At 61.8% G+C, this 20,052-nt stretch carries 19 protein-coding genes and 1 tRNA gene; 12 read left to right on the top strand and 8 right to left on the bottom strand.

Annotated elements, in window-relative coordinates; translation table 11 throughout:
- Positions 1-291: 291 nt before the first annotated feature.
- From C443_RS17165 to C443_RS17145, 5 genes are all read left to right on the top strand, one after another.
- Positions 292-753 (top strand): bifunctional nuclease family protein, encoded by a 462-nt coding sequence (locus C443_RS17165; protein WP_005537961.1) that lies wholly within the window; start codon positions 292-294, stop codon positions 751-753.
- Positions 754-796: 43 nt separating this feature from the next.
- Positions 797-1,471 (top strand): HAD family hydrolase, encoded by a 675-nt coding sequence (locus C443_RS17160; protein ID WP_005537960.1) that lies wholly within the window; start codon positions 797-799, stop codon positions 1,469-1,471.
- A 90-nt stretch (positions 1,472-1,561) separates the two neighbouring features.
- Entirely contained in the window at positions 1,562-4,015 is a 2,454-nt protein-coding gene (locus C443_RS17155; protein ID WP_005537959.1) for a PAS domain S-box protein, read from the top strand.
- 99 nt (positions 4,016-4,114) lie between these two features.
- Positions 4,115-4,414, top strand: coding sequence for a HalOD1 output domain-containing protein (locus C443_RS17150; RefSeq protein ID WP_005537958.1), 300 nt, complete (start codon positions 4,115-4,117; stop codon positions 4,412-4,414).
- A 429-nt stretch (positions 4,415-4,843) separates the two neighbouring features.
- On the top strand, positions 4,844-5,812 hold the full coding sequence (locus C443_RS17145) for a terpene synthase family protein (RefSeq protein WP_005537957.1): 969 nt from the start codon (positions 4,844-4,846) through the stop codon (positions 5,810-5,812).
- A gap of 68 nt (positions 5,813-5,880) precedes the next feature.
- Here C443_RS17145 and C443_RS17140 read toward each other — a convergent pair whose 3' ends face one another.
- Both C443_RS17140 and C443_RS17135 read right to left on the bottom strand, forming a co-directional pair.
- Positions 5,881-7,389 carry a (R)-citramalate synthase gene (locus C443_RS17140; RefSeq protein WP_005537956.1) on the bottom strand — a complete coding sequence of 503 codons (1,509 nt, stop codon included), beginning with the start codon at positions 7,387-7,389 and terminating at the stop codon, positions 5,881-5,883.
- Positions 7,390-7,582: 193 nt separating this feature from the next.
- Positions 7,583-7,930: a DUF192 domain-containing protein gene (locus tag C443_RS17135; RefSeq protein ID WP_005537955.1), complete on the bottom strand. Its 348-nt coding sequence runs from the start codon at positions 7,928-7,930 to the stop codon at positions 7,583-7,585.
- 81 nt (positions 7,931-8,011) lie between these two features.
- Here C443_RS17135 and C443_RS17130 point away from each other — a divergent pair, with 81 nt between their 5' ends.
- From C443_RS17130 to C443_RS17115, 4 genes are all read left to right on the top strand, one after another.
- Positions 8,012-8,560, top strand: a complete 549-nt coding sequence (locus tag C443_RS17130; protein WP_005537954.1) for a DUF7097 family protein — start codon at positions 8,012-8,014, stop codon at positions 8,558-8,560.
- A gap of 70 nt (positions 8,561-8,630) precedes the next feature.
- A complete protein-coding gene (locus C443_RS17125; RefSeq protein WP_005537953.1) occupies positions 8,631-9,728 on the top strand; it encodes an ATP-binding protein in 1,098 nt (365 codons plus the stop codon).
- Between the two features lie 69 nt (positions 9,729-9,797).
- The gene (locus C443_RS17120) at positions 9,798-10,367 is read left to right on the top strand and encodes a GMP synthase subunit A (RefSeq protein WP_004517046.1); all 570 of its coding nucleotides are present in this window, start codon (positions 9,798-9,800) and stop codon (positions 10,365-10,367) included.
- A gap of 55 nt (positions 10,368-10,422) precedes the next feature.
- On the top strand, positions 10,423-12,279 hold the full coding sequence (locus C443_RS17115; protein WP_005537952.1) for a DUF2070 family protein: 1,857 nt from the start codon (positions 10,423-10,425) through the stop codon (positions 12,277-12,279).
- Positions 12,280-12,351: 72 nt separating this feature from the next.
- Here the strand turns inward: C443_RS17115 and C443_RS17110 are convergent.
- Positions 12,352-12,436, bottom strand: a tRNA-Ser gene (locus C443_RS17110).
- An 85-nt stretch (positions 12,437-12,521) separates the two neighbouring features.
- Here C443_RS17110 and C443_RS17105 point away from each other — a divergent pair.
- Complete coding sequence (locus C443_RS17105) at positions 12,522-13,469, top strand: AAA family ATPase (protein WP_004591469.1); 948 nt, start codon at positions 12,522-12,524, stop codon at positions 13,467-13,469.
- Here C443_RS17105 and C443_RS17100 read toward each other — a convergent pair.
- The gene (locus C443_RS17100; RefSeq protein WP_005537950.1) at positions 13,466-13,876 is read right to left on the bottom strand and encodes a GtrA family protein; all 411 of its coding nucleotides are present in this window, start codon (positions 13,874-13,876) and stop codon (positions 13,466-13,468) included. The genes C443_RS17105 and C443_RS17100 overlap by 4 nt on opposite strands.
- Before the next feature lie 6 nt (positions 13,877-13,882).
- Positions 13,883-15,301 carry a sulfatase gene (locus C443_RS17095; protein WP_005537948.1) on the bottom strand — a complete coding sequence of 473 codons (1,419 nt, stop codon included), beginning with the start codon at positions 15,299-15,301 and terminating at the stop codon, positions 13,883-13,885.
- Between the two features lie 338 nt (positions 15,302-15,639).
- Between C443_RS17095 and C443_RS17090 the strand changes: the two genes are divergently transcribed.
- Positions 15,640-16,410, top strand: a complete 771-nt coding sequence (locus C443_RS17090) for a class I SAM-dependent methyltransferase (RefSeq protein WP_005537946.1) — start codon at positions 15,640-15,642, stop codon at positions 16,408-16,410.
- Positions 16,411-16,577: 167 nt separating this feature from the next.
- Positions 16,578-17,105, top strand: coding sequence for a GNAT family N-acetyltransferase (locus tag C443_RS17085; RefSeq protein WP_005537945.1), 528 nt, complete (start codon positions 16,578-16,580; stop codon positions 17,103-17,105).
- 18 nt (positions 17,106-17,123) lie between these two features.
- On the opposite strand, the gene C443_RS17080 is transcribed toward C443_RS17085, so the two are convergent.
- Genes C443_RS17080 through C443_RS17070 form a run of 3 tightly spaced genes read right to left on the bottom strand, consistent with a single transcriptional unit; the run spans position 17,124 to position 20,041 of the window.
- Positions 17,124-18,842, bottom strand: a complete 1,719-nt coding sequence (locus C443_RS17080; protein WP_005537943.1) for an ABC1 kinase family protein — start codon at positions 18,840-18,842, stop codon at positions 17,124-17,126.
- 18 nt (positions 18,843-18,860) lie between these two features.
- Positions 18,861-19,217, bottom strand: a complete 357-nt coding sequence (locus tag C443_RS17075; RefSeq protein WP_004957670.1) for an Hsp20/alpha crystallin family protein — start codon at positions 19,215-19,217, stop codon at positions 18,861-18,863.
- Between the two features lie 47 nt (positions 19,218-19,264).
- Positions 19,265-20,041, bottom strand: coding sequence for a GIDE domain-containing protein (locus C443_RS17070; protein WP_005537942.1), 777 nt, complete (start codon positions 20,039-20,041; stop codon positions 19,265-19,267).
- Positions 20,042-20,052: the final 11 nt, after the last annotated feature.

The raw sequence follows: 20,052 nt of genomic DNA, 5'->3' as shown, positions 1-20,052 counted from the left end.
TCTCTGGCCCAGTGGCATATGAAGGGGGCAAGCCCAAAAGGCGATTTAAGTCGAATTTATCCGAATTGGCCGATCTACTGCCCGTTTTAATTCGGTTTAATTCCGCTTCAGCGGGCGCTCGCCACTCCGTCGCGTCTAGACTGGACTGCTGGGCGGGATAGCTGTCGTGCGCGTCGCACGGTCGGTCCGGTCGCGATAGCGTATCCGGAGTCAGCGAAGAATAACGGACAGGACAGACCGCTGAAACCGCCCCGGGGTAGCTTTTCATACCCGCGAACCCAACACTGGTCCATGGAACACGATGCCACGGTCGAAGGGGTCGGCGTCGGGGTCAACGAAGAGGGGGGCGGCACGCCGGTCGTCTTGCTCCGTGCACGCGAGGAGATCGTCCCCATCTTCGTCAGCAAGGACCAGGCCCAATCGATGCAACTGGCGATTGCCGGCGAACCCTTCGAGCGCCCCCTCACTCACGACCTGCTGGTCGAGATGGTGACAGAGTTCGGGGGAGCTATCGACCGGGTCCGTATCGACGACTTGGCTGACGGGACATTCTACGGGAAGATCGACGCAGAGCAGTACACCGACGACCGGCGCAAGGACATGGTGTTTGACGCTCGCCCCTCGGATGCCATCGCGATTGCCCTCCGAGTAGACTGTCCGGTCGTCGTGACAGACGATGTTATCGACGAGGCTGGGCGATCGCCGGAGCAGTTCGACCAAAGCGGGAGTGGCAGCGAGGATCTTGGGCTGTGAGGACGCGAAACCTTTCTGCGTCTGTCCGCCCTGAAACTACGTGATGGGGTACGAGTCGGTCATCTTCGACAACGACGGCGTGTTGCTGACGCTGACGGACATGGATGCACATTACGTCGGCGCGCGCCAGGCATTCGAGGAACTGGGCGTAGTCTCGCCGTCGACAGCCCACGTCGAGGCGATGAGCATCGGCGTGACGGTGCCCGAACTCACTGACATCTGTACGCAGTACGATATCGACCCCGAGCGGCTCTTCCGAGCTCGTGACGAGGCTCTGACAGCGGTGCAGCGGGCGCTTATCCGGGCTGGAGAGAAACAGCCCTACGCCGATGTATCTGTGCTCGACCGGCTAGACTGTCCGCTGGGTGTGGTTTCCTCGAATCAGCTCGACACCGTCGCCTTCGCCTTTGAGCACTTCAATATCGGCCACTACTTCGACACCGTCTGGGCGCGCGAGCCGACAGTCGAGAGCCTCCATCGGAAGAAACCGCAGCCGTACTACATCGAGCGGGCGATGGAGGACCTCGGTGTCAGCGACGCCCTGTTCGTCGGCGACAACGAATCCGACATCGAGGCAGCACACCGGGCTGGAATCGACTCGGCGTTCATCCGTCGTCCGCACCGGACCGACACCCGACTCGACGTGACGCCGGACCACGACGTGTCCGGCCTCGAAGACGTGGTTCAGCTCGCCAGTCGACGCAGCGGGAGCGACTGAGCCGTATCCGGACCTAACGAATACGCACTCTTCGTGTTCTGGTACGTATACTGAAAACAACCTTTCCCATGGCAAGTGCCGTGGAACGGTATGGAGAAGCCGGTCGGTGGAACGGATGAGAACGAACAAGCGGCACGTGACACACCGGCACAGCAGTCCCCCCCTGTGCTGTTGGAGACACTCGCCGCACGAATGCCCGAACCGGTGGTCGTCACCGCCGCAGACGGGGAGATACAGACCGGTAACGATCACCTCTGTGACCTCCTCGACTCGGACCCGTCGGACGTGTTTGGAAGCCAGATAGCTGAGCTCTTCCCGGACCTCCGTGACATTGACCTCGGAACCCACTGCAGTCAGTCACCGGAATCACCGCTGACGTCGTCGTGTTCGGTCGGCGACACGGAACGGTGGGTCGAGATCTCCTTCGAGCCCCAGCAGTGGGACGGCGAGGAGTTGTATCTGGGAATCGTCCACGACATCACCGAGCGCCACGAGCGGACGGAGATGCTCGAGCAGTACGAGCGGATCGTCGAGACGATAGAGGACGGTATCTACACGCTCGACGAAGGGTTCACGATGCAGACGGTCAACAGCGCTGTCGAGTCGATGACCGGCTACGACAAGGACACGCTGATCGGATCGAACGCGACGCTGCTGGCGGACGAATCCGTTATCGAGGAGGCAGCGGAGATGTCGCGGCAGTTCATCGAGGGCGAGCGCGACGTCGGGACGCTGACGACGGACCTCAGAACCGCTGACGGGGACACGCTCCCCATAGAGACCAAGTTCACGACATACGACCGCAAAGACGGGAGCTACCGGCAGGTCGGCGTCGTTCGGGACATCTCGGACCGGAAGCGGTTCGAGGAGACGCTCGCGGCGCTGCACGAGTCGACCAGAAAGCTGCTGCACACGGAAACCAAGACAGCCGTAGCCGAACAGATACTCGAGACGGCCGTCGACGTGCTGGAACTCCCCGGCGTAGAGATCTACCTGTTCGACCGAAGCGACAACACCCTTCGTAGCGTCGGCGATACCGAGGCGGACCGAAGCGCGTCAATCGGGCCGGGAGAGGGCACAGTGTGGGACGTGTTCGTGCAGGACAGTGCCGTCGAGGTCGCCCCCGGCGAGCGCATCGACCTTGGGGCGGGACCGGTCACAACCGACGCGAAACGGCTCTGCCTCCCGCTCGAAGACCATGGCGTGTTCTACATCGAACTGGGCGAGCAACACAGCGACGCCAGGACCCGAGAGATGGTGGACCTGCTCGCCGCCAGCGCGGAAGCCGCGCTCGCGCGCGTGGATCGCGAGACGACGCTCCGCGAACGCGAGGCCGAGCGCCGCGAACAGAACCGCGAACTGCGACGGCTCAAGCAGGTCAACGCGATCATCCGTCGGATCGATCAGGTGCTCGTCGAAGCGGAGACCACCGAGGAGATTGAACAGGCGGTGTGTGACCAGTTGGCCGAATCCCAGTGGTTCTCCTTCGCCTGGATCGGCCGACAGGACGCGACGGAACTCGTTCCCAGAGCCTGGGCGGGCAACACCGCCAGCTATCTGGACGCTATCTCGCTGTCGCTTGAGCGCGAGGGCGGGCCGCCGGCCGTCCAGACTGCACAGTCCGAAGCGATGACTATTGTCCCGTCGGTGGCTGACAACCTTCGGGGCGATCACTGGCGGACGGAAGCGCTCTCCCGCGAGTTCCAGTCGGCGCTCAGCATCCCGCTCGAATACGACGACTTCGTCTACGGCGTCCTGACGGTGTACGCCGGGCAGGAAGACGGGTTCGACGAGATGCTCCAAGAAGTGTTTACCGAACTCGGTGAAACCATCGCGAACGCGATACGGGAGGTCGAGTCCCGACAGCGGCGGGCCGGCGACGGGACTGTCGAACTCGAACTGTCGCTGTCGGCCCCGCAGTCGTTCCTGACGCACCTCTCAGACCGGGTCGGCGTCCCGGTCATCTGTGAGGGGGCCGTACAGCGGAACGACGGTGCGATCCGTCTCTTCCTCGCTATCTCGGACTGTGACCCGGCTGTCGTCAAGGAACGGATGCTGTCGATGGCTCGTGTCGACACCGCACGAGCGATCTCGACCGACCAGTTGGACGGGCTTTACGAGGTCGTCGTGACGGGCCAGACCGTCGCGGAGACGCTACTGGAACAGGGCGGGCGGTTGAAAACGATCCGAACGTCGACGGGCGGACTCACGGTGACAGTTGTCGTTTCGGGCGAAACCGATATTCGCCAGTTCGTCGAACAACTCGGCGAGCGCTATGCGGACGTCACGCTGATCGCGCGCCGTGACGGCACACAGTCCAATGGCCAGCGAGACAGTACAGTCCGGTCAGCACTGGAGGAGCAACTCACCGATAGACAGCTCGAAGTACTCCAGACAGCGTATCTGAGTGGCTTCTTCGACTGGCCCCGGGAGACAACCGGTCAGGAAATCGCGTCCAGCCTGGACGTGTCACAGCCGACGGTCAACCGGCACCTCCGCGTCAGCGAGCGAAAACTGCTCGAACTCGTGTTCGGCGATAGCTGAGGCCGTCGCTATAGTGTTAGTGACCAGTCCGGCGGGCTGTATCTGTATAGCCACAATCACCTTTTCAATCACTCATCAAAGGATAAACAGCGACGAACCATGTCCCAGGCAAAACTGGTCTACAGACCGACACCCAACGAACCGCTGAGCGAAACCATCGTCCACGCCGTAGCCGACACACTGGGTGTCGACCCCGTCGACCTCGATGACCGAATCAGTGACTGTATCGACCCTGATGCCCTGGACCGGCTGTTCCGTCCCGATACGGATGGCACTCCGAGTCCTGACGGGCTAGTCGTGTTCAGTATGGCTGGCTGTCGTATCGAAGTCGAAGGGAATCGTTCGGTGCTGGTGACACCGTCCCGCGACGTCTCGGCGGCAACTGGACTCGAAGCGTAACTGCGCTCCGCGTGCGGCTGTTCTGCTGGCACTCTCTGTTGTGAGTAGCATTGCCGATGACAGAGCTATTAATGTCACCTTATTTTCCTCTTCATCTCACATGCTGCCGGTATTTTTCAGTAAGTAGATATTTCTTTTGCGGTAGCAATTGAAAAACTGGTACGTAAATTGGAGTAAAGTCGACCAAATGCTTTGTTAATAGTATACTACTAGCATCCCACACGTCAGTACCACTATAAGCGCAACTTCGCCTCTCGAATATATGGACCGTGGACGCCAACTGATCGAAACCGGCTCGCAGTCGGGCAAGAGCATCGAGGCAGTGACCAATCAATCTAAAGAAGTAGAAATACCCAAATTTCAGTTAATCGAGCATTATTCCGCTGGCTGTGCCGAGGTTCGGGGTGCAAGCGTTGGGGGACAGTCACAATGAGCGTTGAGTCGCCCTCGGTCGAGACACAGGACCTCCTCGAAGAGGTTCGGACGACCAGCCTTCCGGAACGGGTTACAGAATTGGCAGACGAGTACGAGCGGGTCTGTGGCGAGCGTGACCGGTTCCTCTGGCAGTGGATCTACTCGCTGTTCCCCGAGTTCACGCTCTCTTCTGTCCACCCGGATCACGCCGACCACGTCCGGACACAGAAGACGATACTCACGATGTACGTCACGATTCTGGACGACATCGTCGAGAACGACGGGGACCGAGACACCTTCGAAGAGGCCCGACGACTCGTGCAGGACCCGTCGTCCGTTAACCCGAGTCGTGCGGCGGTAAGCGATGACTTCTTCTCCTTTATCCAGCGTGTGTGGCGGGAGTTCGAGGGCGGCCTGACTGACGCACCGCGCGTCGACGAGTTCTACGACGTGTTCACCTACGATATGCGACAGACGCTAAACGCGATGGACTACAGCGCCGTCGTCAACGAGAACCCACGGATTGCGAACCTCAGCGGGGCCGAAACCTATGGGGCACATAACATGGTAATGTTCCCCTACGCGGCCGTTGACCTCATGTATTCGCCGGAGTTCAAACTCGCCGATTACGGCACGGTCCGGGACCTCATCTGGGATCTGCAGGAGATGGCCCGCATCGGCAACTGGCTCACCACCTGGGAACGAGAGGTCAAGGAAGGGGACTACACCGCGGGAATCGTCGTGCTGGCCCTCCAAGAGGGGTTCGTCACTCCCGAAGAACTGGAAAACCCCGACGGGAAAGCCGAACTCATCGACAAAATCAAAGCCGAGCAGTTCGAGGCTAGGTTCCGAGACCGGTGGGCCGATATCTATCAATCCGTTCGTGATCGCAAGTTCGACACGGACAGTGTCGATCTGGACGCGCTGGTGCAGGGCATGGAAACCGTGTTTCAGTACCACGAAGCCAGCCGCGGATACAAGTAACGTACCCCATCCACGGGAACACTGGCGTCTAATTCTACGGAATATCAGTTGAAACGGATGCTGTGCCGTCAGTCGTCAGCGACGAGCGGTTCCTCGTCGTCGGCGACGAGGCGGTCCATCGCGTCAACCATCGCACGTACGGACGCTCGCGTGATGTCCGAGTCGCTGGCGGAAACGACGACGTGGTCGTCGCCGCGTGACATCTCGATTTCGACCGTCACGAGCGCGTCCGTCCCCCCGGTGATAGCGTCGACGTGGTAGTCTTCGAGCGTCGCATCGGCGGTGTGTGACAGTGCCACCTCGGCGGCGTTCATCGCGGCGTCGACCGGCCCGGAGCCGACCGCTGCCTCCTTGCGTTCCTCGCCGTCGACCGCGAGCCGGACGCTTGCAGTCGGCGTATCGGAGCCGGAAACGGCGGTCAGGCCGAGCAGTTCGACCCGTCGGTCGCGCGCGTCGCCGGTCACCTCGTCAGCGATGGTCAACAGGTCGGCATCGGTGACGCGCTTGCCGCGGTCGCCGATCTCCTTGACGCGGCTGACGATCTCCGAGAGCTGATCATCGGTGACCTCGACGTCGTGCTCGTCGAGTGCAGCCTTGACACCGGCCCGGCCCGCGTGCTTGCCGAGTGCCAGGCGGCGTTCGCGGCCCACCTTCTCCGGCGGGTACGGCTCGTACATCGAGTCGTCCTTGAGCGTGCCGTCGGTGTGGATACCGGACTCGTGGGTGAAGGCGTTCTCGCCGACGACCGCCTTGTTGGGAGCCAGCGGGATACCGGTCCGGTTGGCGATGAGTTGCGCGAGGTCGTACACCTCGGTAAGGTCCATCGATTCGACGCCGTAACCGTGGTCGAGCGCGATGGCGACCTCTTCGAGGGCGACGTTGCCGGCGCGCTCGCCGATACCGTTTATCGTCCCGTGGACGAGGTCTGCACCTGCCGCGATGGAGACCAGGGCGTTCGTCACTGCGAGCCCCAAGTCGTCGTGGGTGTGAGTGCTGACCGGACCCAGATCAGAGAGCCGTGAGACGCATTCGAGCGCGCGGTCCGGCGTCGCGTGGCCGACAGTGTCGGCCCAGCAGATGCGGTCCGCGCCGGCCTCGACGGCAGCGCCGAGCAGTTCTTCGAGGTAGTCCAGATCGGCTCGCGAGCCGTCCTCGCCGATGACCTCGACCCAGAGCCCGTGATCGACGGCGTACTCCACCAGTTCGACGGTGTTGTCGACGTTTTCGCTCTTGGAGGTGCCGACCTTCTGTTCCACGTGCTTGTCACTGGCCGGGACGACGAGGTTGATGCCGTCGACACCACAGTCGAGCGCGAGGTCGATATCGTTCTGGATACCGCGACAGAAGCTGGTGACAGTGCTGTCGAGGTCGAGCCCCGCGACGCGAGAAATCGTCTCGCGTTCGCCGGGGCCGGTACAGGCGCTTCCGGCCTCGATGACATCGATACGCGCCGCATTGAGCGAGCGGGCGATATCGGCCTTGTCGTCCGGCGTCAGCGAGACGCCGGGGGCTTGCTCACCGTCGCGCAGTGTCGTGTCGAGAAACTGTACCTCACCGACATCTGAGAGCGCACGCATCGCTGGGTGCCCCTCGAACAATGTGTTCTGACTCACAGAAGATGCTCCATCACGCGCCACGAATTTCGCGGCCAGCCGCCTCGCGGCGACTTCCTCTATCCTCCGTCGGGTGTTCCGACATAGTGGTGTCTACTCTACTCTTCACGGTCTAAAAGGTGACGGAACTGACTACCACACCTCATGCCTGTCGCATTCAGGATTCCAGACGGACCGTGTCACCTTCAGAAACAGCCGACGCCGCGCCACCGGGCAGCTCAATGACAGTGTCCGCATTCGCGTAGCCGACCGAGCGCCAGGGGTGCAGGGTTTCGACGGCCTGGACCTCCTCGTCGACGAGCCAGAGCACGTCGAGCGGGAACCGGACGAACAGCATATGGATGAACTGTCGGCTCGCGCGGTCGAAGGGAAAGACGAGCGCGTAGTCGTCGGGGATCGATGCCCGGAACATCAACCCCCGGCCCTGTTCGAGCATCGACTCGGCGTACTCTACCTCCGTCGCGAGGGGGCGAGCCGCGCCATCGGGGTCGTGAACGAGCCGCATACCACCGCGGAAGTCGTAGGTGGGCAAAAAGGCTTCTGTCGGAACGGAGGGTTTGAGGGGGTACGGCACGGGCTACATGATATGGAGAAGGCTCCCGGGGGAACGTCCGTCGGCGTCGACGACCCGTACGACCATGTGAAGCGGTGTGACTTCGTTACCAGCGAAGGGAAGTGCCGCTGGGCGCGCGAACACGGCCGCCACGATCCCGAGTTCGCCAACGCACGGAGTGCCGACAACTTTCGCTGTCCGGCGGCGATTGCGCCCGATGACACGGACGCAGACGCGGAGCCGGAGTGGGACTGGGCCGACTGCCCGCATTTCCGTTCCCGGAACCACGACCGGGAGTGTGTTCGCTGCGGACTCGAAGAGCGGCGGATGGCCCACTCCGACGAGCAGCCGCTACTAGAGGAACACCACCTCTCGTACCGCGAAGGCGGTGACGAGCTATCACACGAAATAACGGTCTTTCTCTGCCGGTGGTGTCACGCGAAGATTCACCAGTCGTGGGCGCGACTCGACGACGACGTGAATCCGGACCCGGAAGCCATCGCACAGCGGGAACAGCGCCGCTCTAAGGAGCAATCCGAACTGGGCTTCGAATCGGCAGCCGACCGCTACGACGACTCGTAGGCGCGCCGAATATCTTATTTGATAATTACTGCCGCACAGATAAGTAGGCACGTCGTAACCAGTTACTAAAGTGACCTCTCCAGCGCTCACGAAACAGTCGCTGGGGACGGGATATGTCGTCGCGACGGGCGTCGTGATTTCCGGCGCATTACTCGCCCACGGCATGTCTCTCGTCCGGCCGTCCCCGATAGACGTGGTCATCCTCAGCGTGGGGTTGACACCGGCGCTAGCTCTGGTAGCGGCGAACTACTGGCTCCCGGTGAGTGGGCTGTCCGGCGACCAGATATGGACCGCTGCAGAGTGGTGTGGACTCGGTATCGCACTGTTTACGCTCATCAAAATCGTCGTGTTGCTCGCCCCGGTACCGCAGTCCTCGATGGTCCCGTCGATACTCGCAAGCGGGGTTGCGGTCGGCGGGTTCGGCGGCATTTTGTTCGGGTGGCTACTCGAACTCCGGCGGTCCCGACGCCGACTCGCCCAGAGCAACGAGGTGTTGTTTCGGGTGCTTCGACACGACCTCCGGAACGATCTCAACGTCGCGCTCGGCCACCTCGGCGAACTACAGCGGGAAACGGCAGAGCGTGGTGACCCCAAATCGCGTGCACACGTCGAACAGTTGAACGACACTATCGACGATATCATCGACACTACGGAGAAGGCGAGACAGATAGAGTTCGCGTTCGACGCGGACCATCGCGCACAGCAACCGATCGACCTCGTGCCATGCGTCAGAGAACAGGCGAAAAAGATCACACAATCGTATCCGGAGACGACTGTTGATCTCGACCTCCCGGACCAGTCGAAAGTGTATGCCGACTGGATGCTCGACGTGGTGTTACAGAACGTCATCGAGAACGCGGTCGTCCACTGTGAGGCAACCCCGACGCTGTATGTCTCCGTCGAGGAGCACGGCCGAACCGTGTTCGTGCATATCGGCGATAACTGTCCGTCGATTCCACAGCACGAACAGGAGGTCCTCGACAGCGGCGCTGAGACGCAACTGCGCCACTCAAAGGGTGTCGGGCTGTGGCTGACGACGTGGATCGTCGAGAGTTACGGCGGGGCGGTACACCTCACGACCTCGGACGACGGCAATGTCGTGACGTTAGAACTGTGTGGCCCAACCGTGATCGACGAGATTCGCCAAACCCTTCGAGAGTGGCCCTGAAGCCGGACACGAAGCCATCCGTCGACCGCATCAGGAGATATATACGCCTTCGTAGCCTTCGCGTCAGTAATGACCCGAATCGACGTTATCGACAATCACGGACAGTTCACACATCTGGAGCAACGCGCGCTCCGTGACATGGGTGTCGACGTCTCGCTCAGGGACAACACGACACCCCCGGAGGAAATCGACGCCGACGGCATCGTCCTCTCGGGCGGCCCGGACATGGACGATATCGGGAACTGCCCCGAGTACCTCGACCTCGACGTTCCCGTACTCGGTATCTGTCTGGGGATGCAACTCATCGCCGACGAACTCGGCGGCCGGGTCGGCGGCGGCGAGTACGGCGGCTACGCGGACGTGACGGTCGACATCCTCGACGAGGACGACCCGCTTCTGGGCTCGTTGTATCCCGAAACGCGCGTGTGGGCCAGCCACGCCGACGAAGTGAAGGAAGTCCCGCCCGGATTCGAGCGGACCGCGACCTCCGACGTCTGTGGCGTCGAGGCGATGAGCAACACAGACGAAGCGATATACGGCGTCCAGTGGCATCCGGAGGTCGCTCACACCGAAGAAGGCGAGGAAGTGTTCGAGAACTTCCTGTCGGTCTGTGACCAGCAGTCTGTCGCTCGCCAGTAACCGTCGGGGAAGAATGTAACTGGTTTTATATTCGCTCGTAGGGTGTGATACAAAAATGACGGCGACACAGGGCAATCTTGCTAGCCTTTCGCGATTTATTTTCAGGGCTCCGACCTGGTATACGAGCCTAGCCTTCGCGCTGGTCATCGCCGCGATGACCGGCATTGTTGCGTTTGATTCACGATTCATTCTCGATGACGCCTGGCAGGGCGTGTTTCTCATCGGTCTGCCGACCTCAATCGCCAGTGCCGTGACGCCGTGGGTCGACCGGCAGTTGGGCGGACAACTCACCCCGAACCGGGCTACCCTGCTTGCGGTCATCTGTGAGCTCATCACGATTGCGATGCTGACCATTGCCGGCGTTATCGCCATCTTTACCGTCCGCCTCGGGCAGAACTTCGTCTTCGACGTATTGCTAGTCGCGCTAGCGTCGATATTCGCGTTCCGGCTACTGATACTGATGGCCGTCTCGCGACACTCACTGCTGAAAGCGGCGATCCCGGCGAGTGTCCAGACAGTCACTGCCGCCGTGTTGCTGGCCATATACAGCGGGGCGACCGCGTTCATCCTTGAAGACCCGATGCTCCGGGAGTACCTTTCCCGCCCGGAAGAGGTTCCGCCACAGGTACAGGGGTTTATTCCACAGGATTTCATCATTCTCGCGGTTATCTGTGTCATCTACGCGCTGGCGGTCTGGCTGTTCCTCGTTGTCATCGACCAACCGTGGCGCTCCTCTCTCGGCGTTTCCGCGCTGGATTTCCTCCGTGGTTTCATCGGGCACATCGCCGAAGGCACGCGAGAACTGGAGGAATTCTTCGAGGACATCGGCGAAGAAGCCGTCGTCCCGGTCACCGTATTGTCGGTCCGCCGGTCGGGCGGCGAGGAGAAAGCCCGATTCGTCCTGCCGATGATTCACCCCGGCCCGATGGGCGAAATCGGCGGTGGGAACCTCCCCAGACGCGTCGCCGAGTCGGCTGAGGGTCTGGCCTTCCCGCCACACGCGACCGCCGGCCACGACTTCAACCTCGTCACGGAACGGGAGGTCGACACCATCCTGTCGACGGCCGAGACGGCGTACCAGAACCTCGAATACGACGACCAGGCGACGGCAGGGACTCGCGTCACCGAAGGGGAAGCCACGCTGACCGGCCAAGCCTTCGGCGACGACGCGCTCGTCGTGAACACGTACGCGCCGGGCTGTGCCGACGACGTTGAGTACGCTGTCGGACTCTCGGCGATGTCGGAAGCGCGGGCTGACGGGCTCGAGGACGTACTTCTAGTCGACGCACACAACTCCAACGACGGACTCGAGGGTGACGACCTCGGCCACGTCGTTCCCGGCAGTCAGCGGTCCTTCGATATGCTCCACGGAGCCGGACAGCTTGGAAGCCTGCTCACGGACGCCGAAACTGGCCGACTCAGCTGTGGCGTCGCCTGGGACGAAACCCCCTGGGAACCCAAAGATGGCATCGGCCCACTCGGGATCCGTGTCTGTGTCTTCGAGGTCAACGACCAGCGAACGGCGTACGTACTCATCGACGGCAACAACATGGAGCCGGGCCTCCGCCAGCGCATCATCGACGCCACCGAAGGCGTGGATATAGTGGAGGTAATGACCAGTGACACCCATATCGTCAATACTGTCGAGGCCGAGAACCAGGTCGGACAGGCGATCTCCGAGAAGGAGATCGTTGCGCTCATCGGCGACCTCGTCGACAGAGCTGTCGCCGACCTCGAACCCGTCGAGGCCGGGATGGCGAGCGAACAGGCGACCGTGACGGTGTTCGGCAACGACCGGACCGAGACGCTGGCCTCGACTGCCAACGCGATGGTCTCGATGGGTGGCGCGCTGGCTGGCGCGTTTATTCTCATCGTCATGACGATCAGCGTGCTGATCTTCCTGCTGACCTGACGGCTCGACCGGATACGATCCGCTTCTGTAACACTGCCGACTCGCCACGCTCGTCGGTTCTGTTACAGAGAACGCCGAGGAGGAGATTTGAACTCCTGAGTCCGTGAGGACAGTTGCTCTCGAAGCAACCGCCTTGGCCAGGCTAGGCTACCTCGGCTCACCCATCAGTACCGCCGTTTGCTCTTTAGGGGTTTCGATTTCGGACTCGACACCCCTTTATCGAACCCGTAACATGACAGGCTATGGACGCTACCGAGGCAAGCGAAGTGTCGAGTCAGATCCTCGACGAGATCGGGAGTGCCGTCATCGCTGACCGTGGCTTCTTCGAGACGGTGCTGCTGGGAGTCGTCGCGAAGGGCCACGTCCTGCTTGAGGACGTGCCCGGCACGGGAAAGACGCTGACCGCCCGCAGCGTTGCGACCGCGCTGGGACTGTCGTTCTCCCGTATCCAGTTCACGCCGGACCTCCTGCCGGCCGATATCACTGGGACACACATCTTCAACGAGGAATCCCGGAGCTTCGAATTCACTGAGGGGCCGGTGTTTGCCAACGTCCTGTTGGCCGACGAGATCAACCGCGCACCGCCAAAGACCCAGTCCGCGCTGCTCGAAGCGATGGAAGAGGGACAGGTAACTGTCGACGGGGACACGTACGACCTGCCCGAACCGTTCTTCGTCATCGCCACGCAGAACCCAGTCGACATGGAGGGGACCTTCGAGTTACCAGAGGCGCAGGTCGACCGGTTCCTGGCAAAAACCTCACTTGGCTATCCTGACGACGAAGGCGAGGTCGAACTCCTCCGGCGGCGTGCCGGCCGGACGACACAGAGTCCAACGGTGAAACCGATACTCGACGCGGAATCAGTCAAAGAACTCCGGAGCGTACCGGAGACGGTTACCGTCGACGACGACCTGCTGCAGTACATGGCTGACCTCGTCCGGGCGACCAGAGACGACTACCGCGTGGACGTCGGGGTCTCACCGCGCGGGACCCAGCGACTGTTCGAGGCGACGCGAGCGATGGCGACGATTGCCGGTCGGGAGTACGTTGCGCCGGACGACATCAAGCGGGTCGCACAGCCGGTGCTGGCCCACAGGCTGGTGTTGACACCTGATGCCCGCGTCGAGCAAGTCGACAAGGGAACAGTCATCCAGAGCGTGCTCGACGAGGTCCCCGTCCCAACCGTCTAACCCCACGTCCAGTGGGTGTCCAGCGCGTACCGGTACACACCCGTAATGACGATAGCCCCACCATTGCCGACCAGCGGCACGACGCCACCCCAGGTGACAAAGGCGTAGAGGAGGCCTAACTGGAGCGGGATCGCCGTCCCACGAACGAGATTTGTCTTCCCTAACCCGACGACGTACTCCCGCAGATCCGAATGCTGTGACCGGTGGAACGTCCAGGCGTTGTTGAGGACGTACTGGAGCAAAATCGTACACTCAATTGCGATAGCGGCTGCGAAAATGTAATTCAGGCCACCGATATCGTTGAACAACCATAGCAGCGCTTGCTGAACCGACGCGGCAAACACACCAACGAGGAAAAACCGGATGAGTTGCTGTCGCCGGGCCGGTGTGACGACAGCGGACGCCATACAGCCTTACTGATAACCGAGCGCTTTTAACCGTGCTGTTATCTCGTCGGACGCTTCAGTGTTTCCAGCCCGATTCCCGTCGCTGTCGAGTTCGGCGAGGTGGTCGGCAACGGCATCCGACAGCCGGTCGAGGACGGTCGCGGGCGGGTCGGCGTCCGTCGTGTCCGAGCAGAGGTTGACTTGTTCCTCAGAGTCGTTCGTCCGGTCGTACAGTTCCTGGCGCCCTGATTCCGTGAACTCGATGTACGTGTACCGCTCGTCGCGCGCACTGAGGAGGAGTTCGCCGTCCGCACGGCTCCGCGGAATCGGCTGACTGGTCACGCTCTCGCCCCGGACCGCCGCGGAGACGATGGGGCCGCGATCCTCAATGGTCTCGCCGTGGATCGCTGGAGCGACGGACGCCCCGTCCCACTCCGTCGCCGGCGTGAGCGACAGCAGATCACACACCGTCGGTGCGATCGTGTCGAGGCCGACCGGCGTCTCGACCGATTGGCCCTCGCTCTCCGGCGTTGAGACGATGTAGGGAACATCGATGAGCTCCCGGTAGAGCTTGGGATAGTGAGCAAGGTGACCGTGTTCGAGGAACTCCTCACCGTGGTCGCCGGCGACGATGACGGCTGTGTCGTCGCGGTGCCCCTCGGTTTCGAGAGTGTCGAGAAGCCGACCGACGCTGGCGTCGACCTGCCGGACTGTCGCCTCGTACAGCGTCCGGAGCGTCTCCAGCGTCCGGTCGTCGACCTCCCAGCCCAGCCCGGTTCGGAGGTGAGAGCTGAGCATCCGGAGGACGCCGAAGTGGTTGTCCGATACCTCGCGGATATGCCGCGGGGCCGGGACGTACGGCGTGTGCGTGTCCATGTAGTGGACCCACAGGAAGAACGGTCCGTCGGTCGTCTCTAGGAACTCGGTGGCGTGGTCTTCGAGGTCCCCCATACGAGACACGTCGGCGAAGGGGCGCTCGTCGGACCCCCCGCTGAGGACGGTCGCGGCACGACGGAACGGTGAAGTGCCGAGCTGGACCCATGCCTGAATCGTCGGGTGAGCTGCCAGGTACTTGCTGTAGCCGTCGCTGTCGACGAACGGCTCGAACTCGTCGAATCCGCGGTTGTATCCCCAGTGGTCGGTGAGAAAGCCGTTTGCGGCGTTGAACCCAGCCGTCTCGATACCGGCATCGGACACCTGCTCGGCCAGCGTCGGCGTTGACGCCAGACCGATGTCCTCGCTTTCCGAGAATACTGGGCGTGATCCGTGAATGCTAGGGAACGAGAACGGCGTCCAGTTCCCCTGTGCCACGGCGTTTTCGAAGACGACGCCCGAGTCGGCGAGAGAATCCATGACAGGGGAGACGCTGTCAGCGCCACCCAGCGCGTCGGCCCGCAGCGAGTCAACCGTGACTAGCACCACGTTCTGGGTTGCTGAAGCCGTCATAACCGACCCACCTTCCCCCTCACTCGCAATGTTACCGACGTATCGCGTCCGCAGACTGGGGGTTGCACCCAGCACGTGCCACCGTGTTTTCTCATACCCCCTATACCAGACACTGAATACTGAACGTTCCGGATAAATTCAAAGGCGTATAATAGAACCATACACTGATAAGGTAGAATTAAGCAGTCTTGTGAAACCCTCAAACGCCGATAGGTCTCAGCAGGCGGCTGAATACAGGGTGGTATATCTCGTGCAGTGTTCTATGAGAGAATGACTGAAAAGTGAAATTAACGAAACAATTGATACAAGGCGACTAGAATGACCCAGACACAGGGCTGATGACCGAACACAAACACGAAAACCAGCAACTCTGGAACGAATGGAGCGATGATTTCCAAGCGTTATGGAACGCAAATACCGTGGATGGGGAGCTTCCGCCGGCGCCATCGCCATTCGGTTCGGATGGTCCGGGCGAGCCTCAACCCGACATTCTTGATTCAGTTGCAGAGAAGGACTACGTCGAACTAGGATGTGGAGGCGGCCAAGCAAGTATCGGGACCGCTGAGCTTGGTGCGGAAACCGTCGTCGGAGTGGATATCTCAGGCGAACAACTGCAGCACGCACGGCAGTTGCGAGATTTCTACGATGTTGATGCACAGTTTCTCAAAGGAGATATCACGAACCTCCCGCTCCCCGACGACAGCTTCGATGTAGCGTCTTCCGAGACAGTCTACCAGATGATCAAGCATCTCGATGAGGCGTTTCGAGAAGTTCACCGCGTTCTCCGAGACGGCGGCATCTTCGTCCTCAGCGTGCCACACCCCATACACGAGAGTCTGGATGTCGAAAAAGAGATTTTCGAACGCAGCTACTACGACACCGGTCGGCGGGAAATCACGATTAACGACGACTACGAAGCGAACTTGATCGCCTTTGATCACACGGTTGCCGATCTTCACAATTCCCTCGTTGATGCCGGATTCACCGTCAAGCGACTTCTCGAACCACGGCACCACCAGACCACACTCGATGATCGAAACGATAGCGATCTCCCCGAACTACTGTGGAGGGTGCCGGGGAGCGTTCGCTTCTGGGCCGTTGCAGAGTGAACGTATGAACGGACTTCTGTAGGGGGTGTACAATGTTTACGTGTGATCGTCTGGATGATTGCTGACTACAAGCTCTCTATTCACCGCACCGTTTGTATCACCGCCTGAGAGTTTCAACAGAGCCAATTAAACCCCCTCTCCGACAATGACAATCTTGGACGTATTCGATGACCGACCAGATTCAATTTCGGTCCTACGATGACCGGGACGCCGACGCTGTCTGGCGTCTCCACGAATGGGCGATACGAGCGACTGGCAACGACCCCAGCGACATCCCCGGAACGTCGGACCTGGAAAACATCGAGACGCGGTATTTCGACAGCGGCGGCGCGTTTCTCGTCGGTGTCGTTCCCGACGACACCGACGAACTCCCACAGACGTTCGACGGCGGCCTAGCCGCGATGGGCGGGTTCCTCCCGAACGACGTCGGCCACGCGGACGAGCGCACCGTCCCCGGCGCGGCCGAACTCCACCGGATGCGAGTCGCTCCCTCCCGGCAGCGGCGCGGCTACGGTCGCAACCTCCTCCACAAGCTCGAACAGCAAGTGGCCGAGCGGGGGTACGAGGTCCTGCTTGCGACGACATCACAGAGCCAGCCCGCCGCAGTCGCGTTCTACCGCGACGAGGGGTACCAAGAGGTCGGCCGGTCGACGCAGGGGGAGTACGAACTCGTCCACTTCGAAAAGCGGCTCTGACCGCTTCCCAGTCGGCGTTCAGTCGCCGCTGTAGGCGTCGTCAGTGTCCTCGCCAAAGGAGGTGTTGAGCCCACCCGGGCTCTCCCGGTCTTGCTCGCGCATACTCTGGCGCGTGAACTGCGGCTTGGCGCGGACGGCCTTCTTCGAGCGGAACGACCACCACAGCGCCAGGGAGAGGCCGATGGTTCCGGCGATGCCGACACCAGTGGCCGGCAGCGACGCCTGCGTGTACAGGAACGCTGTCGAGAACAGCGTGCTCGCGAGCAACATCCCGAGGATGAGTCGCTTAGTCATCGTTGCGAGCAAGCCATCGGAGTCCTCGATGTCGGCCTGCACGCGGAAGTCCTCTCGTTCGACCCTGTCGAGCGCGGACTCCAGTTTCGGGGGGATTCGGACGGCTGACCGGGCGGCATCGGACACTTCGGTCGCCCGGTCTTCGACGAAGTTCCGCACACCTTCGGCGATGTACCCCTCTTCACGGAGGTAGTCAGTCGCGACGCCGATAAAGTCGAAGTCCTCGTCGAGCGTGACACAGACGCCTTCGACGACCGTGGCGACGCGCAACACGAGCGCCAGGTTCGCCGGCAGGCGAAGCGGGAACTCGTAGATGGTGTCCTCGACCTGCTGAATAATCTGCTGGACGCGGTACTGCTCGATGTCCTCGCCACGGGCGTCGGCGATGGCCAGTTCCATCACGTCGCCCATCACCTGCCGGTCGGCCTCCGGCGAGAGCGTCCCCATCTCGATGAGGGCATCGAGGATGGCGTCGATGTCTTGGTCGGCGACGGCGGCGTAGAAGTCGATGATCTTGTCCTGTACGAACGGGTCGACACGGCCGGACATCCCGAAGTCGTAGAAGACGAGCGTCCCATCGTCTTGCACGGCGAGGTTTCCGGGGTGCGGGTCGGCGTGGAACACGCCGTCGTCGATAATCATCTGGAGGTACGCCCGCTGGAGCGTCTCGGCCAGCTCCGTCCGGTTGATACCGCCGGCGTCGAGGCTGTCGATGTCGTTGATCTTCGTGCCGGGAACGTACTCCATCGTCAGGACGCGCCGCGTGGAGTGGGACTCCTTGACCTTGGGGATGCAGATGCGGTCGTTGTCCCGGAAGTTCTCCCGGATCTCGGTGAGCATCCGGCCCTCTCGCTGGTAGTCCATCTCCTCGCGGATGGTCTTGGAGAACTCGTCGGCGAGCGTCTCAAGCGAGAACGACCGGGAATCGTCGATGAAGTACATCAACAGCGGGAGCGACCAGCGGACGACCCGCAGGTCGGCCTCGACGAGCGCTTCGATACCGGGACGGCGAATCTTGACGGCGACCTTCTCGCCGTCGATCTCTGCCAGATACACCTGACCGAGCGACGCGCCGCTTATCGCCTCCGTCTCGAACTCGTCGAAGCGGTCGTCGACAGACCCCAGTTCGTCCTCAATGACAATCCGTGCCTCGTCCCAGTCGGCCGGCGGCACGCGGTCCTGTAACTTCGAAAACTCCTCGATGTACTCCGGTGGCAGGACGTCCGGCCGCGTCGAGAGAATCTGTCCGAGTTTGATGAACGTCGGGCCGAGGGTCAGCAACGAATCCAGCAGCTGCTGTGCACGTTTGCGACGCTGTTCGGACGTGACCCGGCGCGATGAGCCGACCACGAAGAACCGCTTTCGGTCTCGTGCGTACGCGACCAACAGGGGCAGGAAGTGGCGTGCAACGACGAGGAACCGCCAGTACGCGCGAAGATTCACCGGCTTGCCACCTCTGGGTCAGTCCCCGTCGATCGGGATTGTCGTGCTCGGTGCGGCTGTCGCCTTCGGCAGGCGGAGTTCGAGGACGCCGTTTTCCACGGTCCCCTCCCCGCCCTGCCCGGTCGTGTCCGGCGGGAGCGGGAGCTCGGCGTCGAGGAACACGGAGCGGTCCTCGCGGACGAACGTGAACTCGCCGGGCACGTCCTTGGTCCGTTGCCCGTCGATGCGAAGGCGGCCCCCTTCAACCGTTACGTCGATTGTCTCCGCGGTCACGCCCGGCAGATCGAGCACGAGCAGGTATTCGTCCTCGGATTCGAGCACGTCCGCGAACACGGCGTCGGGAAGGTCCCGAAGCGCTTCACGCAGGGCAGACATGCGCCCATCTAAGTGGTACGCAGTGGTAAACCCGACGGTCTCGGCCACTACAGAAGCCCGGACAAGAGGGCAACGCTGCCGATGATAACCGCGGCAAGACCGAACACAGTCTCGGCGATAGCACCCCGAACAATCCGCCGCGCAGTGCCACGCTCGCTGGTGTCGGAGATGACGAACACCGGCGTCCCGTCGCCGTCCCCGACGATAGCGTCGACCAGATTGCTCCCCCACGCCGTTGCGGGGCCACGCATCGCCTGGCCGTAGACGTACACGTCCTCGCCAACGTCCAGCCGACGCTCGGTAAAGCGCTGTTTGTTCCCCAGGCTGATTTCCGTCACGAGCAGGTTCACCGACCCATCTTGGGCCTCGACGCCCTCCGTTCGCTCGACGTAGTCGGCCAGGCGGTCGGGAAGCTCAGTCCCGGGGGACACCGTCACCGATTGTGATTCGAACCGTACGTCCGCTCCATCTGGGTTCACGCGGACGCGCGCGTTCCCGTCGTCGACGATGAAGTCGACGCCGTCCTGCCCCTCGTCCAGCGTCTCCCAGTTCGAGTGTTTGCCCGACGACCGGTACTCCTCGACCTCGTAGGTGTAGGCCAGACACTCGCTACCGGTAAAAGGGGCGGTGACGGTTCCGGCATCATCGCTGGTGACGGCTGTGCCAGTGATTTCGACGGGACCAGTGTGCCCGTCGAGTGAGCGCACCGGGACTGGGTCGTTTCGAAGAATGTGGAACACCGTTTTGAGCTCCCGGCCGCCGCGGAAGAGGACGAAACCGCCGATGGTCATGAACACGATGCCAACCAGTTGCGGGAGGACCATACGTCGATGCC

The organism is Haloarcula argentinensis DSM 12282 (genome assembly GCA_000336895.1).
Taxonomy (GTDB): domain Archaea; phylum Halobacteriota; class Halobacteria; order Halobacteriales; family Haloarculaceae; genus Haloarcula; species Haloarcula argentinensis.
Note: the sequence above shows the minus strand (reverse complement) of the source record. Positions and strands in the feature narration are given on the sequence as shown.